General features: G+C 58.0%; 13 protein-coding genes and 4 pseudogenes. 6 read left to right on the top strand and 11 right to left on the bottom strand.

Annotated elements, in window-relative coordinates; all coding sequences use genetic code 11:
• Positions 1–27: 27 nt before the first annotated feature.
• Positions 28–405, top strand: a complete 378-nt coding sequence (locus NKH49_RS33110; RefSeq protein ID WP_352929792.1) for an aminotransferase class IV — start codon at positions 28–30, stop codon at positions 403–405.
• A gap of 98 nt (positions 406–503) precedes the next feature.
• On the opposite strand, the gene NKH49_RS35050 is transcribed toward NKH49_RS33110, so the two are convergent.
• Positions 504–695 carry a hypothetical protein gene (locus NKH49_RS35050; RefSeq protein WP_502907988.1) on the bottom strand — a complete coding sequence of 64 codons (192 nt, stop codon included), beginning with the start codon at positions 693–695 and terminating at the stop codon, positions 504–506.
• A gap of 8 nt (positions 696–703) precedes the next feature.
• Positions 704–964, bottom strand: a pseudogene (locus NKH49_RS35045) (recombinase family protein); the annotation flags it as partial.
• Between the two features lie 199 nt (positions 965–1,163).
• Between NKH49_RS35045 and NKH49_RS33100 the strand changes: the two are divergent.
• Positions 1,164–1,580 (top strand): annotated as a pseudogene (locus NKH49_RS33100) (DUF4158 domain-containing protein); the annotation flags it as partial.
• A 465-nt stretch (positions 1,581–2,045) separates the two neighbouring features.
• Here the strand turns inward: NKH49_RS33100 and NKH49_RS33090 are convergent.
• From NKH49_RS33090 to NKH49_RS33055, 8 genes and pseudogenes are all read right to left on the bottom strand, one after another.
• Complete coding sequence (locus NKH49_RS33090; protein ID WP_352929784.1) at positions 2,046–3,482, bottom strand: aldehyde dehydrogenase family protein; 1,437 nt, start codon at positions 3,480–3,482, stop codon at positions 2,046–2,048.
• Positions 3,483–3,989: 507 nt separating this feature from the next.
• Complete coding sequence (locus NKH49_RS33085) at positions 3,990–5,153, bottom strand: M24 family metallopeptidase (RefSeq protein WP_352929781.1); 1,164 nt, start codon at positions 5,151–5,153, stop codon at positions 3,990–3,992.
• Positions 5,154–5,883: 730 nt separating this feature from the next.
• The gene (locus NKH49_RS33080) at positions 5,884–6,378 is read right to left on the bottom strand and encodes a zinc-binding metallopeptidase family protein (protein ID WP_352929789.1); all 495 of its coding nucleotides are present in this window, start codon (positions 6,376–6,378) and stop codon (positions 5,884–5,886) included.
• Positions 6,379–6,409: 31 nt separating this feature from the next.
• The gene (locus NKH49_RS33075) at positions 6,410–6,631 is read right to left on the bottom strand and encodes a M20/M25/M40 family metallo-hydrolase (protein ID WP_352929778.1); all 222 of its coding nucleotides are present in this window, start codon (positions 6,629–6,631) and stop codon (positions 6,410–6,412) included.
• Between the two features lie 376 nt (positions 6,632–7,007).
• Positions 7,008–7,134: pseudogene (locus NKH49_RS33070) on the bottom strand (IS481 family transposase); the annotation flags it as partial.
• Between the two features lie 251 nt (positions 7,135–7,385).
• Positions 7,386–8,093: an aspartate/glutamate racemase family protein gene (locus NKH49_RS33065; RefSeq protein ID WP_352929776.1), complete on the bottom strand. Its 708-nt coding sequence runs from the start codon at positions 8,091–8,093 to the stop codon at positions 7,386–7,388.
• 104 nt (positions 8,094–8,197) lie between these two features.
• Positions 8,198–9,373 (bottom strand): M24 family metallopeptidase, encoded by a 1,176-nt coding sequence (locus tag NKH49_RS33060; protein WP_352929774.1) that lies wholly within the window; start codon positions 9,371–9,373, stop codon positions 8,198–8,200.
• A gap of 415 nt (positions 9,374–9,788) precedes the next feature.
• The gene (locus NKH49_RS33055) at positions 9,789–10,337 is read right to left on the bottom strand and encodes a cupin domain-containing protein (protein ID WP_352929771.1); all 549 of its coding nucleotides are present in this window, start codon (positions 10,335–10,337) and stop codon (positions 9,789–9,791) included.
• 178 nt (positions 10,338–10,515) lie between these two features.
• Between NKH49_RS33055 and hisD the strand changes: the two genes are divergently transcribed.
• From hisD to NKH49_RS33035, 4 genes are all read left to right on the top strand, one after another.
• A complete protein-coding gene (gene hisD / locus NKH49_RS33050) occupies positions 10,516–11,817 on the top strand; it encodes a histidinol dehydrogenase (protein ID WP_352929768.1) in 1,302 nt (433 codons plus the stop codon).
• Positions 11,818–12,087: 270 nt separating this feature from the next.
• A complete protein-coding gene (locus NKH49_RS33045) occupies positions 12,088–12,621 on the top strand; it encodes a 2,4'-dihydroxyacetophenone dioxygenase family protein (protein ID WP_502907987.1) in 534 nt (177 codons plus the stop codon).
• 69 nt (positions 12,622–12,690) lie between these two features.
• Positions 12,691–13,761 carry an NAD(P)H-dependent amine dehydrogenase family protein gene (locus NKH49_RS33040; RefSeq protein ID WP_352929765.1) on the top strand — a complete coding sequence of 357 codons (1,071 nt, stop codon included), beginning with the start codon at positions 12,691–12,693 and terminating at the stop codon, positions 13,759–13,761.
• Between the two features lie 210 nt (positions 13,762–13,971).
• Complete coding sequence (locus NKH49_RS33035) at positions 13,972–15,255, top strand: ArgE/DapE family deacylase (RefSeq protein WP_352929762.1); 1,284 nt, start codon at positions 13,972–13,974, stop codon at positions 15,253–15,255.
• Between the two features lie 97 nt (positions 15,256–15,352).
• Here NKH49_RS33035 and NKH49_RS33030 read toward each other — a convergent pair.
• Positions 15,353–15,531: pseudogene (locus NKH49_RS33030) on the bottom strand (IS91 family transposase); the annotation flags it as partial.
• Positions 15,532–15,797: the final 266 nt, after the last annotated feature.

Below are 15,797 nucleotides of genomic sequence, written 5' to 3'. Positions count from 1 at the left end.
GGAAAAACCGTCCGGTAATTGATCGGAATGCTGTCCGGCTTCAAATCGGAATGCCGTCCGGATTTTGATCGGAATCCCGTCCGGTCATTCCCTGGAATCCGCACCTATATCGTCACGGCGGACGGAACGATCGTCACACGGGATCTTTCCACCGACATTCTGCAAGGCATTACGCGCGAAGCCGTGCTGCTATGCGCTGGTAATCTTCAGCTCCGGATAGAGGAGCGGCCGTTTACGGTCGAGGAGATCGAGAACGCCGCGGAAGCCTTTTCCACATCCGCGTCCGGTCTCGTCAACCCCGTCGTGAATATCAATGGCAAGCCGATCGGAGCCGGTAAACCGGGCTCGATTACGGCGCATCTGCGGCAAATTTACGTCGAGCGGAGCCGGGCTTCGGCGATCTAGGAATTCGGCGAGACCACATACGAAAGACTTGAGGAAACGGTCCAGATGTCGCTTGATGGCAGAAAGAACCGGCGTCGAGTAGCATGAAACCGAGCGTTTCAAGATCGCAGCGACAGTGTTGCTGCTGATGCCGATATCGCGGGCGATCCACGGTAACTACGGCCTTCAGCTTTAAGCGCGAGGACTTTCGGAGCGAGCCGGTCTGACTTCGGCCGCTGTGCTCTTTGCCTACCAAGTTTCTTTCCCCGCGCCTTTGCCGCAGCGAGGCCAGATTTGACACGCTCGCTGATGAGGTCGCGTTCAAATTCTGCAATGCCGGAAGCATCCGGCCGTGCGGCGAGGACAGATCGAATGCCATGCCGCTCATGGCGATCACCGAGACCTTCCAGCTTTCCAGCTCGCGCAATGTGTTGAGGAGGTCGACGGTCGAGCGCCCCAAGCGAGACAGCTCTGTGACGAGGATCGCGTTGATCTGCCGCGCTTGAGCAAGCGCCATGACTTTCCTGCGTTCGGCACGGTCGAGCTTCGCACCCGAACCCGTCTCCTTGAATGTTGCCACCACTTGTAACCGACACGGGCTGCAAAAGCCGTCAGGTCACGCTCCTGCCGTTCGCAAGATTGGTCGGCAGTCGAAACACGGCAGTAGAGGGCGCGACGGGCTATCCCAATTGAACCCTCGTGGATTTGGTGCCGGAAGGCCTTGATTTACATGGGCCGATTGTTGTCCACAACAGAGTATACTTCAATAGGGACAACGCCGCATGCCAAGCTCCGGGGGGATGATTCCGAACGCCGTTCTTTCGTTTATCGGAGCTCAGCTCGGCATTTCCGCCGATGCTCTCCTTACTTATGCGACCCGCCGTCAGACACGTCAGCAGCACATGGAGGCTTTGCGTCAGACCTACGGCTACAAGACTTTCGCGGGCCGCGGAGCTCGTGATCTGCGGGACTCGCTTTTCGATCAGGCTGAAGAGGCCCGCTCGAACGAGGATCTTGCGCAGCGTCTGGTCGCGCGGTGCAGGGACACGCTGACCATCTTGCCAGCAATATCGACAACCGAGCGACTGTGCGCAGACGCACTGGTCTCCGCCGAACGGCGGATCGAGACGCGGATTGCGGAAAGGCTGGATACGATGCTGCTCGTAGCAGATCAGCGGAGAAACCTTCACGCCCTCAACGTCGACGACCGGATTGGCAAAGACATGCGCCCTCGCCCCGCTGCGCTGCCCAACCCAGGCGAGCCATGGCTGCCACATGGAGACAGGCAACCGGCATGCGCTCACGATAGAGGATTTCGCTTCGCTCGGCCGAGATCCGCATCATGACGTTGTCATAGCCATACTGGTCGACCACGGCGGCCCCGGCGATGAGAGTCACGCCGCTCCCGGATAGCTCCGCTGCCCAGAGCCGTTCAACGGTCGGCGTCCAGAGGCCGGCGGCGCTTACGCGGTTGATGAGGTCGTGACGATCCGGCCGCGTCCGCCGGATCGCGCACACCTCTCATTGGCCAGCACATGTCGTCGGTATTGACTCCCTGCACACCATGGAATTGCCCGATATTGCGAGCCTAGCGCCAGCTGCAGCAGGAGCCGACACGGCCTGAAGCGGTGCCGGCCTGTAGAGCATATTCGTCGGCCGGGCTAGGCCGGCCAACCGGAGATTGCCTTGGCGTCGAGGAATTCCTCGATGCCCCAGTGGCCGCACTCGCGCGCCCGACCCGAGAACCCGACGCCCCCGAAAAACGCGTCGGGGCCGATTGGGTCGGTGTTAGTCTCTACCATGCCCGAACGCAACGCGAACGCTAGCCGCTTGCGCCGTTCCTCGTCTGCCGTCTGGATGTAGTTGGTCAGCCCGTACAGGGTGTCGTTGGCGATCTTGATCGCCTGTTCCTCGCTGTCGAACGGCATGATCGTGATGACCGGACCGAAGATTTCCTCGCTTTGGACGCGCATGCCGGGCTCGACATCGGCAAAAACGGTCGGGCGCACAAAATATCCCTTCTTGAGGTCTGCGGGGCGCCCCGGACCGCCCGCGACCAGGCGCGCGCCTTCCTTGATGCCGGTTTCGATCAGGTCTTGGATCTTGTCGAACTGCGCCGCCGAAACCACCGGACCGATATGCGAACCGGCCTCGTGGGCGGAGGCGACAACGGTCTTTTCCGCGACCCTGCGCGCGATCTCCACCGCATCTTTGTAGATGGAGCGCTCGACCAGCATGCGTGCGGGTGAATTGCAGGACTGGCCGGAATTATTGAAAACGCGACGGGTACCGCTGTGGATCGTCTTCTCTCCAGCGTCGGCGAAGATCAGGTTAGCACCGTTGCCGCCGAGCTCGAGGCACACCTTCTTCAGCGTGGCTGCCGCCGCGCTCGAAATGGCTATGCCTGCGCGCGTCGAGCCGGTGAAGCTCACCATGTCGACGTCTTCATGGGCGGAAAGCTGGCTGCCCACTCCGCCGCCGTCGCCATTCACCAGGTTGAAGACGCCCGCCGGCAGGCCGGCCTCCTCGACGATCTCGGCGAACAGCAACGCCGACAGCGGCGCGATCTCGGAAGGCTTAAGCACCATCGAGCAGCCGGCGAGAAGCGCCGGGATGACCTTAAGCGTGATCTGGTTCATCGGCCAGTTCCAGGGTGTTATAAGCGCGGCCACGCCGACTGGATGGAAGCTGATGCGGGTCCGGGGCGAGCGCGGTCCGGCCTCGCGCAGGAACTCGAATGTCTTGAAGCTCTTAATGAAGTCGTTGATGACCCCGCTGCCGGCGACCGTCTGCGCCCCGCAGGCCCAGTCGATCGGCGCTCCCATTTCGAGACTGATCGCCTTCGCCATCTCCTCGGCGCGCTTCTCGTAGACGTTCTGGATGCGCTGAACGGCGGCAAGTCGCTCTGTCGGCGGGTTCGCGGCCCAGTGCGGGAACGCGGCGCGCGCGGCCGCAACAGCCCGGTCGGTATCGGCCTTGCCGCCTAGCGAGATCCTGGCAGAGACCTCCTCAGTCGAGGGGTCGATGACATCGAAACCGCGTCCGTCCAGCGGGTCGATCCACTTGCCGTCGATATAGAACTTCTTGTGTTGAATCATGGCATTTCCCTTTCCAGAGTTCAGATTTAAACCAGAGTTCAGATTTAAACTGTCCGAAGGCGCGATCAGCGGGTTGCTTCATCAAGCATAGCAAGGTCCGCAAAGAGAGTGTCCGAACGGTCCGCCCAATCGAATAACGCCATAAGAGCTGACTTCAACTCGTCATGCGAAGCGCGGATCACGTGTGCCGTCGATATGCAGCGACAGCCTTCTGAAACGCGCCGGCGCGCATCGAGCGGCCACGTCGGTCGAGTTGGCCCGACGATACGGATAGGATTGAATTGCGTAGGGGCGCCCATGTCCGCCCTCGAAGCAATCGCCGCCCCGCAGACACCCTTCGCCCAATCGGCTTCCATAGCAACTGCGGAAGCTGCGTCTACGTTAGCTATCCCGCCTCAGGGTGATCGATGCCGAACGAAGCCAGCCTTCGGTCACGCCATTTGATTGCCTCACTCTGCAAAATTCCAGGAACTTTCAATGCGGTATGGGTAAAGCTCCGCCCTTCAATTATGCGCGATACAGCGTGTGAGGTGTGCGACTGAGTATTTCCGCGCCTTGGCCTGTCACCACGACATGCTCGCTGGTTCCAAACAGGTAACCACTTTCGCCGCACAGGATGATTGGCATATGTAATGTCATGTTTGGTTTAAGTATATCCGTAGCGCCAGGCTGAAGGCTGATGTTGCCGCGCTCCAACCAGTTGATGCCGGTTTGGTAGCCGACGCGGTGATTAAGCAACTCAGGACGCCCATGGCGCTTGAGCACCTCTCGCCCGGCAGCATCAACTTCGCCGGCGGTCGCGCCAGGCTTGATCGCAGAAATAACCGCCTCCAGAACTTCGATCGAGAGGTCGTGCAGATATTCAGTTTCGGCATGTCGGCCAAGTACAGCGCTCCGGACCAGGCCACAGGGGTATCCGTCCTTCACGCCACCAAGTTCCATGAAAGCTGGCTGATTCTTACCAATCGGATGCGGCTTCGGACCGCCGTGCGAAAGTTTCGTCCGCTCCCCAAACAGCAGAGTCATGGAACTCGACCGCAATACACCCCCTGCCTTCTCAACCTCCCGCTCAATGTTCTCGGCCACTTCCGATTCCGTAATGCCCTCCCGCAATGATTGCTGGAATGTTCTGACGGCCACATCCGTCAGTTCGATTGCAAAGCGCATGGCTTTAAGTTCCATCTCCGTCTTTACGGCTGCCACCGTCGCCACCAGAGAAGTTGCGTCAGCGAATTTCGTATCGGGAAGTTGCGCCTGAAGCGCACTAACGTCTGCTGGCGCAAGATTCCAGCAGCCAAGCTCGAGTCCAATTCTGCGCCCGTTTAAACCGAACCGGCGAATAACATCGGCGCATACCGGGGCAAACCCATCTTGGTCCCTGTAGGTAAGTATTTCCTGGACGCAGCTGCTCGGACGAACGCCGCCTAATTCATACTCCCGGACGACGAAGGTCGGCTTTTTTCCCGGTACGAGGATCAATGGGAACGGCATGAAATATGCACCGCGCCCGTCATATCCGCTAAGATACTGAAGGTGTCCGTGAGCGGTTACCAAGAGGGCGTCGAGGTTGGCTCGTTCCATAGCCTCGAACACTTTCTGCTGACGGCGTTCATACTCTGTATTAGGGAATGGAAGGACCGTCAGCGGAACTGCTGGAGATGTAGTGGTCACAGATCACCTCAATTGCTGTCTTGTTGTTTAGAAGGCGCTAACCGCAGGTGCAGCGACAATCCTATTGCACAGCCGATTTGCGCCTTCCTTGTCGCACATTCATCTTCCACGGCGGCCTGCGTCAAATCTAGTTTCTATATTGTCGTCATCTGGCCACGCGATGGAACTGAAACTACCAATTCACAGAGAAATGCGACAAGATGAATCTGCCGCATTTTCATTACGTTATCTGGGCGCGGTTTGGATGACCAGGATGCGAAGCTAGATTGGTCCCATCTCGAAGCGAACATGCCCGCAGCGCGGTCGTGCTGTCGCACAATGGTCGCGAGTTCTGCGAGGGTAAGACCAGCAGCCTTCCGAGTTCTTCTACGACTGGAGCACATCGAGCACCGTAAAACCAGGGTCAGCGGCCGCAGTTGACGGCTGTCCGCGCAAGCTGTCCTCGAAAATCCGGACCTTCTCCGCATCCGTCCACCACCAAACGAAGCTCAAGCTGGGATATGGCTTAGAGCCTGCCATACGGTCGGCTCTTAGCTCGAATTTCCAATTTGCCCAGACCGGTCCTCACCGGAGGCTTGCCGATCATCCATGCGGCCCGGACGAACAGACCAGCGGCACATGTCACCGGCCGGTCTCATGCGATAGCCAGTCCGCAAGGGAGTGTCGACGCTCGGTCTTCTCTCCAACGGTGCACTCAATAGTGGTCAATGCGCGCCTGATTTTGCGAGATCTACCGGCCGTGCAACGAGCGCCACCGCTTCGTTGACGTCGACATGCTCCCCGGATCGAAGACCGCAGACAATGGCTGCGGAAGGCGCGCGAATATCAGTCGCCCCCGGTCGCGCCTCGAGCATGTAGGCGAAATCCTCCGACCCCATCGATGGTCTGATGTTGTCGTCCACGGAGGCAGGCCCACGAGACTCCGCGCCGCTTTGATCGCCACGTTGGTTTCAGCCGTGTGGTTGAATGTAACAGGCTCTAGTCGCCGGTATTTCAACTCGACATCCCCGCCAAATCCACGCGCAATGCCTTGATCTGCCGCCAGGATCTGTCGTTCGGCGAAGTCCCGAAGACCGGGCGCGAGGGTCCGGACGGTGCCGCATATTTCAGCATGGTCTGGAATGATGTTGTACGCAGTGCCGGCGTTCAACTTGGTGACGGAGATGACCAAAGACTCAAGCGGGTCCGTGCCGCGCGAGACCAAAGCCTGCAGACCGAGAATGATTTGAGCGGCAAGAACGATGGGATCGATGTTCTTATGTGGGGAGGCCGCATGGCCGCCCTTGGCCCTTCACAATAATGTCGAACTCGTCGAGCGCGGCTCCCAAAGGGCCGTCGCAAATCCCGAATTTGCCGACCTCCATGCCTGGCTCATTGTGCATGCCAAAGACCTGAGAGATGCCGAAACGGTCCATGATCCCTTCCTGGACCATTCTTTGGCCGCCCCGCCCATCTTCTTCCGCGGGCTGAAAGATCAAGGCGACGGCCCCAGCACCCAGCCATCCCCGTTTCGATATGATTGATGCCGAATGAAGCCAGTTTCTCGGCCATCGAACCTCGCTGTGTTATCTACCCGATAGTCCAGCTCGGGATTTTCGTGGAGGTAGCGGCGCCATGCAGATCCCGGAAAGTCTCAATACTGTGCACCCTGTTCCCACATCTTTGTGGCCGCTTGGCATATCTTTTTCGGCCGATTGGTGCTTGCATTTGATCATCGCGCGGCGACTTCCGTCAAATGCAGTTTGTATATTATCGTCATCTAGAAGCGAGATGACCCTAATGTTTAGTCCCGGCTTTGATGGGTTGGGTCTAGTCGGAAGTGTTCAGGCTCTTTTTTCCAGATTTGCTGATGAACTGGAAGGTGTGAGGCCTTTTGGGGGTCTTCAGCCTGCGCGCGAAGTTGTAGGCCGAGAGGAAGTCGGCGAGATTCCGGGCGCAGCTGATCGTGATAGTCATAGTGGAAACGCTTGACGGTCGCATCCGGTGCGGCGCAGCTTCGAATTCAGCGCTTCGATGGCGTTGGTGGTGCGGCATCCTTCCTCCGCCACGCGCAAAACGAACGCGAACTGCGGCTAAAACTTGGAGTCCCAAGATCCTGCTTCTTCCGACGCGCGTCTCATAAGTGAAGAATCCAGCTCAAAACGGTCTGTGTTCCTATCAAGGCTCACAGCTAGCTACTATTGCTGGGCAGCAAAGGGAGCTGTCGCAGCGAAGCCGAGCCATGGAACATCCTCAGGAGACGGACGCGAGCGTCAGCCGACATAGGTCCGTGATGTCGTAGATGGGCAGGCCTGTGCTACGGCGGATCTTTGGTGTTACCAACGGGAACACCGTGCATTCGAAAAGGATCGCAGCGATCTCAGGATGCGCTGCACGGAGTCGAGCGATGCAGGCACCAACCTCTTCCTCGATATCAGCGACATCGGTCGGGATTGGCGGCCGCACCAACTCGTTTCGCAGCAACTTGCCGCCTTCGATACCGCCGATAACCACCCTCGCCCAATCGGCCGGATCGTCGACCCCGAGCAAATCTTTGCCGCAATTAGTCGAGTCGGCGGTGATGACCGCGAGTTTAGCAGCACGAGGCAGCTCCCGGAGCAGCGTCGGCACCAAGAGCAGGCTCGACAGCGCCACCGGGACATTCATCGCCACCGCCACCGCCGCCTGGTGGCGGATAAAGAAGCCGCAGTCCGCGCCTATTGCGATCGCGCCTCGTTCAACTAATCTCTTGGCAGCTGCTATGCAGGCTGGCTCAAGGGCTGGATCGCCGCGGATAACGGAATCCGCCCAGGCTCCCTCTACGGTTTCCGTGATGATCGGGAAATCGTAGTTCGCCGGATCCATCATTGAGCCGGGCTCCGGCGTAGGCGAAATAGGTCCAGGCGAGAGCCCATATTCAAGGCATAGAATACCAAGAAAGCGCGGGGTTTGCGATGTCATGTACCAAGCTCCTTCAAATCATGTTCGCCTGAAAATGCCTGATCAGCCCGCTTCGCAGGCGCCCAGTCATAGTCAGTCCTCATCTCGACGCGACTTGCTAAGTGTCATGCGCGATAGAGCGTGGGGGGTGTTTGGCTCAGTAGTTCCGCACCACGCTCTGTCACTAGGACGTGAGCGCCAGCCCCGAATAAGTAGCCGTTTTCGCCGCACAATATATTAGGCATGTGCAACGTCATGCCGGCCTTAAGGACGTCATCCGCACCTGGCTCCAAGCTCAAGTCTCCGCGTTCAGTCCAATTGAGGCCGGTTTGGTATCCGGTTCGTTGGCGAAAGACTCCCTTGCGCCCAGATCGCTTGAGCACCTCGCACCCGGCGGCGTCCACCGCCCCCGCGGTGGCACCCGGCTTGATTGCAGAAACGAGGGCGTGAATGACCTCCTCGGCCAAGGTGTGTAGAGACTCAGCCTCAGGATGTCGCCCAAGCACAGCGCACCGGACCATCCCTACGGTGTACCCGTGCTTCGATGCGCCGATTTCCAGAAAAGCCGGCTCATTATTACTAATTGGATGCCGAGATGGGGGGCCATGCGGCAACTTCGTCCGTTCCCCGAACAGAATGGTGGGGGGAGATATCCCAATTTCACCGCCCACATTGCTCGCATCTGCCTCGATCGCCGTCGCCATGGCCCCCGCCATTTCCAGTTCGGTGACGCCTTCCCGGAGCGAGCTCTGGAAGGTTCGTACTGCCAGGTCCGTCATGCGCATCGCGTCGCGCATGCACCCCAGTTCTAGCTCGCCCTTCACCGCCGCCACCGACGACACTAGCCGAGTCGCATCGGCAACTTTTAAGTCGGGAAGCTGTGCCTGAAGCGCATTGACATCTGCCAGCGCGAGGTTCCAGCAGCCAAGCTCAAAACCGATCCTCTTGCTTTGCAAGCCATACCGACGAAGGACGTCGGCACACACTTTCCCAAAATCTTGCTGATGGGTATAAGTAACTATCTCTTCAATACAACTATACGAACAAACCGCTTGCTGGTCATACTGCCGGACAACAAATATTGGCGACCGACCGGGCACCATGATCAAAGGAAACGGTGCGAAGTATCCACCACTGCCATCGTATCCGCTGAGATACCGAAGATGGCCATGGGCAGTCACTACAAGTGCGTCTAGCCCCGCGCTCGCCACTGCCTCCAGCACGTTGAGCTGCCTGCGCTCGTACTCGGATCTCGGGAACGGGACACCCGTCAGAGGAATAGCTGAGGACATCGTCGCCATATCTCACCTCAATGATTGCCATGTTGTGGTTCGGTTGCGCAACAGTACACATCGGACCGATGTCCGAAGCTGTCGCTTAACGTTCCAAGCTTTGGTCTAGGCAGACATTCAACCGTCCTGGCGGCTTGCGTCAAATGCAGTTTTTATATCGTCGTCATCTGGCGTTGAGATGCAGCTAAGGCACAGCGATCGATGAGGACGTTTCGCTCGATCTGGTTGGCCTCTCAAGTCTCCTCCCAGGGCGGATGCAGACGACCTCCTCCCATCTGATGGTTGCGCTCCACGGCGAAAAACGCGAGGTGGTCAACTCCGGTATTATTGGCAGCTAGAGTATGAATCGCAGATTTTCCACGTTTGGGAAGCCGTTGCGCGCCGTTGGTTACTATACTCACCAGGGCTAGTATTGGCCGGACAATCAATAGGTGGGAGGAGTGATGGCGCTAAGAATTTCGCTATGGCCGTCGTGAAGGTTCCGAAACCGATGTGGCAGACGGCTGTCAAAATAGTAGCCGTCGCCGGGCTTGAGTACCCGCCTCTGGTTGCCCACCGTCACCTCGACCGTTCCAGACAAAACCATCCCAGCTTCTTGCGCGGCATGAGTAAATTCCTCGCCGCTATCCGCCCGAGGAGCATATCGCTCGTGCAACAGCAGCAGTTGGCGGTTGGGGTGGTCCAATCCGATAACACGATATGAAATTGTGTCGATTTTTCCAATTTCTACTAGATCGGCTGACGCATAGAAAGGGGAATACGGAAGGCTCGACTGCAGGTCGGAGAAGAAACCTGTAAGCGTCGTTCCAAGCGCGTCCAATATAGCACCCAAGGTGTCGATCGAAGGGCTCATTCGATCTCGCTCGATGAGAGATATCGTAGAATGAGATAGGCCCGAACGGGATGCCAACTCTCTAACGCCAAGGTCCCGTCGGCGTCGCAGCTCACGAAGTTTGCTCCCAATCTGCGGCATGGTCAGTTCCTAATGTTGAACTTGTCTGAGCGCATACCCTTGCCTCTTCAGTCCATCAATGAAACGGACGGCACGTTGACTGGTGAATATAGTGAACAAGTGGTTGGCAGGCAATTGCCAAATTTCTTTGGCTGCGGGATGCTCATCGAAAATCCATCCCACACTTAAGGAGATACGGATGACGTCGCGTCTCGAAGCGCTAAAGGGTAAATTCACACAGATTAAGGGACCCTCTCGGGACGCTGTCTCCGACACGGCCCCGATCGAGAAGACCGTCAAGGACATTGTTGCTAACGTCCGCGAGAGAGGGGACGCCGCGGTTCGTGAATACTCCCTTGCCTTCGATAAGGCTGACGTCGCCGACTTCGAAGTCACCGCAGAAGAAAAGCAGAAAGCCGTTGCCGACCTCGACCCGCAGACTCGCGAAGACACTGAATTTGCGATCGCTAACGTTCGACGCTTCGCCGAGGCGCAGTTGGCTACCATCCTGCCGCTTGAAATCGAGAGCCTCCCAGGTGTTCATCTCGGGCATCGGGTTATCCCGATTAAGACAGTCGGCTGCTACGTGCCTGGCGGCCGGTACCCGCTTCTGTCGGCTCCGGTCATGACCATTGTGCCGGCGAAGGTCGCGGGCTGTGATCAGGTCATCGCCTGCCTTCCACCGAACGCCCATCGCGCCATGATCGCAGGTTGTCATCTCGCTGGCGCAGACCGCATTTTCCGGGTTGGCGGAGCCCAGGCGATCGCCGCGATGGCATACGGCACCGCAACGATTCCGGCAGTTGACAAGATCGTCGGCCCGGGCAATGCCTTTGTCAACGAAGCCAAGCGCCAGGTGTTCGGTCAGGTTGGAATTGACCAACTCGCGGGTCCAAGCGAGATATTCATTGTCGCTGACGAAACCGGCAATGCAGCAACTATCGCAACCGATCTGCTGGCGCAGGCCGAGCATGACGTCCGTACCCGTGTTGGCCTCGTGACAACTAATCGCAAGCTTGCTGAAGACGTCCTCAAGGAAGTTGAGCGGCAGCTGGAAGACCTGCCGACGGCGCCGGTGGCAGGCGCTGCATGGAAGGATTATGGCGAGATCACGGTCGTCGAAGACGAAGACACCATGATCGCCTACTCGGACTATATCGCGGCGGAGCATCTGCAGGTCCACACTCGAGATCCTCAGGCAACGGCCAAGAAGCTTCGGAATTACGGGTCCCTCTTCATCGGTGAACTAGCCAGCGTCGTCTATTCGGACAAGTGCTGCGGTACAAACCACACCCTGCCAACAATGGCTGCAGGCCGCTACACCGGCGGCCTCTGGGTAGGCTCCTACGTGAAGATTGCCACCCACCAGTGGTTGGACGAGCGTGGCGTTGCCGCCGTGGCTCCGGCTGCCGTGCGCCAGAGTGCTACGGAGAAACTGGAAGGCCACCGTCGCGCTGCGGCTAGGCGCCTTAGCCCCAAGCAACTGGCCTTAGTTGAGTGAGTTATCACGGGGTCCGAAAGCACCTCGAGGCTGGTGCAGAAACCACAGGGTAAAGCTGGCAGGCATAGACGGTGTAACGAGCCGCGTCACTAAGAGGTCACGCGATAGTATCAAAGCTGTTCGGTCTCGATAAGATGCAGCGTGAAGGGCGGCCGGATAACACTTGCTTTGACGGCCGTCGCTTCACAGGTGATTCAGGTACTTCAGTCGGGTTGGGGGACCGAATAATTCACAGGGGCAGACATACCATCACTGCCTCGTTTTAAGAGGATGTATGCCGTGAGTGCGCTCGACTTTTCAAAACAACCATACCAGATGCCCCAACCGCGGGGCATGCGCCCCGACTTATTCTTGTCCGGTTCCCTTGATCTGGATGCCGATCAAGATGGGTGGGTCCCCCAGGCTGACGGGGTTTGGTTCAGACCGCTTCTGCTTTCCGTCAGCGAAGGATATTACGTCAATCTACTTCGAGTTACCAAATCTGGAGTTCTTTCTCGGCACCGCCATAGTGGCCCTGTTCATGCGATGGTGCTTCGTGGAACATGGCAATATCTGGAACATGATTGGATCGCCAATGCTGGCGACTATGCATTCGAGCCGCCGGGCGAGACACATACGCTCGTCGTGCCTGACGGTTGCAGTGAGATGATTACGCTATTCCACGTAAGTGGTGGCTACGTCTACGTCGATCCTCAGGGCGTGCCCTTAGGGTACGAGGATGTGTTCACCAAACTCGCTGCTGCTTCGCGTCACTACGAAGCGGTCGGTCGAGGCGCGGGCTACGTAGAGCAATTTGTTCGTTAGCAACCAGCGTCCTCATCTGCCGAGTAGTTGATTGCCAATACGATCCGTTACAACTGGGAGAAACCAAAAATGAGAATCATGCAATATGGCGTAGGAGCTATGGGTGGGTTGATGCTGCGCCTACTCGGACAACGCAACGATGTATCCATAGTCGGCGCGATTGACCATGATCCTAGCAAGATCGGCCGTGATCTTGGCGACCTGCTTCAGGAACCGACCTTGAACGGTATTCACGTGTCGTCTCCGGAGGCGGCGGACCAAATGAAGGCCGATGTCGCTCTGCACGCGACGACCGCTTTCGCGGCCGAGGCATATCCTGTCGTCGCATCATTGGCTGCAAGAGGCATTAACGTTGTCACCATAACGCAAGAGCTATTCTTCCCACTCGGTTCCAACATCGGCGTGGCGGAGGAGATTGATCGTCGGGCCAAAGCGGGAGGTGCACGCGTCACCGCTGTAGGTATCAATCCCGGGTTCATATTGGATGTTCTTCCGATCTCAGCGTCCTCACCCTGTTGGGAGATCAACCGAGTGGATGGGCGACGCGTAGTCGACTTTTCTCCATACGGGCCGGACGAGATGAGGCACATCGGTGCAGGACTTACCGAGTCCGAGTTTGTATTGGGCGCCAAAGACGGCACCATTGGTCACATCGGGCTCTTAGAAACGGCTGGCATGGTCGCAGTTTCAATGGGCCTCGAGGTTGACGAACTCCGGCAGACCAAGTCTGCGATTATTACTTCGCGCCGCCGACGCACCTCATTCATCGAAATCGAGCCAGGTCGTGTATGTGGCTTCCGTCAATCGGTGGTTGGACTTTCAAGGGGCGATGAAAAACTCCGCTTTGAGATGGTTGCCTTCTTGGATCCTGACGATCGAGATGAACCCCTCGGAGACCGCGTCCGCATTAGCGGAAGCCCTGTTGTTGACGTGGTAGTGAGGGAACAGATCTCTCAGTTGGGAGGGCTAGGCACTGCTGCCGTCGCCGTCAACACAATCCCGAGATTGTTGGAAGCCGCTCCAGGGTTTCACACTTCGCAGCAGTTGCGCACACCGTCGATCTGGACGAAGTCGGAAAGTCGCCCAACTGCCATCCGAACTAGTACGACGGTGCTAGAGAGCACCGGCGCGCAAGCATAGAAGCTCAGGTTGGAGGGCCAGAACCTTTTGCGCCCATCGCACCCGGCTATGTTAACGAACTGGCGCAGTTCTCTCCTCGTTAAAATGGTCCTTCTCCGGCATACTGTTAGTCAGTTCAGGGCCTCCATGGCCTCAAGTTCGTGACTGGAAGCGAACGACCGACCCGCCGAACTCGCAATTAGCGACGTATCCATTGGAGGACATTCGACTGTGTTACCCGATCAGGTCGTAAATGACATTTGCGCCGCCGTCGACGGCGGCTTCGATAGACAAGTTCAGTTCACACAGGCATTGGTGGGCATACCATCACTGCGGGGGCAGGAGGCGACGGCTCAACATCTGATGGCTGACGCGATGCGTGAGCGCGACCTGGATGTCGATAAATGGAAGCTCGATGTCGGCGATCTGAAGGGTATCCCCGGTTTCAGCCCAGTTGAAACTTCTTATGATCAGGCGTTCAACGTCGTCGGCACGTATCGGCCGGGAAGAGAGAAAGGGCGCTCGCTCATTTTTAATGGCCACGTCGACGTGGTCCCTACAGGATGTCACGATCGATGGCGGTTTGGCCCATTCCAGCCAAAGATCGAAGGAAAATGGTTGTACGGGCGCGGGTCAGGCGACATGAAGTCGGGGCTCGCAGCAACCCTCTTCGCCTTTGATGCCGTCAGAAACAGCGGATATTCGCCGGAAGGACGGATACACTTTCAGTCGGTTGTTGAAGAAGAAAGCACCGGAAACGGTACTCTAGCCTGCCTTCAGCGCGGGTATCGCGCCGATGCGGCCTTCATACCAGAGCCGAGCGGAGAGTTGTTCACCCGTGGCGAAGTCGGGCTGATATGGGTGCGGATCAAGATCAAGGGGGATCCAGAGCACGCTTCCGGGTACATTGGTGCAGGGACAAACGCGATTGAGAAGGCGATGGCTCTTTGGCCGCATATCAAAGCGCTCGAAGCCGGGTGGAACGAACGAAAGAGTGAAATTCCCCTCTATTGCGACCATCCGTTCCCCGTCCGCGTCAATATCGGCCAGATCCAGGGCGGCGAGTGGACCTCGAGCGTGCCCTCAAGTGCGGCGCTGAATGTACGAGTTGGACTTATGCCTGGGTTTAGCCAGGAGGAGGTTCGTCGCGAAATCGAAGAGGCTGTTAGGGCCGCGAGCCGGGACGACCCCTACCTGTCGAACAACCCGCCTGTGGTTGAGTACTTTGGACACATGTCCGCTGGCTATTTTGTCAGGCAGGATGAAATCCCTGAGGATATCCTTCGCCGAGCCCACGCGGCGACCACAGGCACGAAAATGCGGGAGGTTGTCACCTCTGCGTCGTCGGATGCACGATACTTCAACCTGTACCAGGACACGTGGGGCGTAAATTATGGGCCAACGGTGGAAAAGGCCCATGGTTTTAACGAGCGCGTCGACCTGGAGTCGGTCAAGCGCGTGACGAAAACAATGGCATTGTTCTTGGCAGAGTGGTGCGGCCTGGCGGTTGACTGAGTTGAAGTGGTCTGGCCCCGGCGTGTCCACGTCGCGGCGCCTGGATCATTTCTTAGGCCCTTTGGTGGCACCCCGATTTCGACTGAGATCGGGCAGCGTGCGGATAATGGGCGAGTGCCTGGCCCCATGTGTGAAGAATGGCCAGGAACCGATCTCACCGCCTAGGTGCCGCGGATCATCGGCGGCGAAGGGCTTGAGCGCTACGGCGACGGCGTCGAACAGGATGGCATAGACGACTGCCTTATTGTGAAAGGCGATCTCGGCGACTTCGGCCGGCGGCCTCGCCGAGGCTGACCGCTCGAGTGATACCGGTCCATCATGCGGCGCGCACCCTCATAGCCCGCGTGAAGGCCGAAAGCGAACATGCCCGAGCCCTGCAACATCTGTCTGCGCGCAAATCACCTGATCGGGATGCGAATCGAGGGCCGGGTAGCTCACCGTAAGCGCCAAGCTGACCCCATCTGGCGCGGCTTGAGGTGATGAGCGAGACATACTGACACTGAAGCAAGGAGCCGAGGAGCTTGCAGTGTCAATTTCTATGT

The organism is Mesorhizobium sp. M1088 (assembly GCF_040318575.1).
Taxonomy (GTDB): Bacteria; Pseudomonadota; Alphaproteobacteria; order Rhizobiales; family Rhizobiaceae; genus Mesorhizobium.
This window is presented reverse-complemented; position numbering and strand designations above follow the sequence as displayed.

What these genes read in the sequence shown, in the direction of transcription:
- NKH49_RS33045 (WP_502907987.1), top strand. Translation starts at nt 12,088, where the DNA reads ATGTATGCCGTGAGTGCGCTCGACTTTTCAAAACAACCATACCAGATG.
- NKH49_RS33090 (WP_352929784.1), bottom strand. Translation starts at nt 3,482, where the DNA reads ATGATTCAACACAAGAAGTTCTATATCGACGGCAAGTGGATCGACCCG.
- NKH49_RS33065 (WP_352929776.1), bottom strand. Translation starts at nt 8,093, where the DNA reads ATGACATCGCAAACCCCGCGCTTTCTTGGTATTCTATGCCTTGAATAT.
- NKH49_RS33040 (WP_352929765.1), top strand. Translation starts at nt 12,691, where the DNA reads ATGAGAATCATGCAATATGGCGTAGGAGCTATGGGTGGGTTGATGCTG.
- NKH49_RS33060 (WP_352929774.1), bottom strand. Translation starts at nt 9,373, where the DNA reads ATGGCGACGATGTCCTCAGCTATTCCTCTGACGGGTGTCCCGTTCCCG.
- NKH49_RS33110 (WP_352929792.1), top strand. Translation starts at nt 28, where the DNA reads ATGCTGTCCGGCTTCAAATCGGAATGCCGTCCGGATTTTGATCGGAAT.
- NKH49_RS33055 (WP_352929771.1), bottom strand. Translation starts at nt 10,337, where the DNA reads ATGCCGCAGATTGGGAGCAAACTTCGTGAGCTGCGACGCCGACGGGAC.
- hisD (WP_352929768.1), top strand. Translation starts at nt 10,516, where the DNA reads ATGACGTCGCGTCTCGAAGCGCTAAAGGGTAAATTCACACAGATTAAG.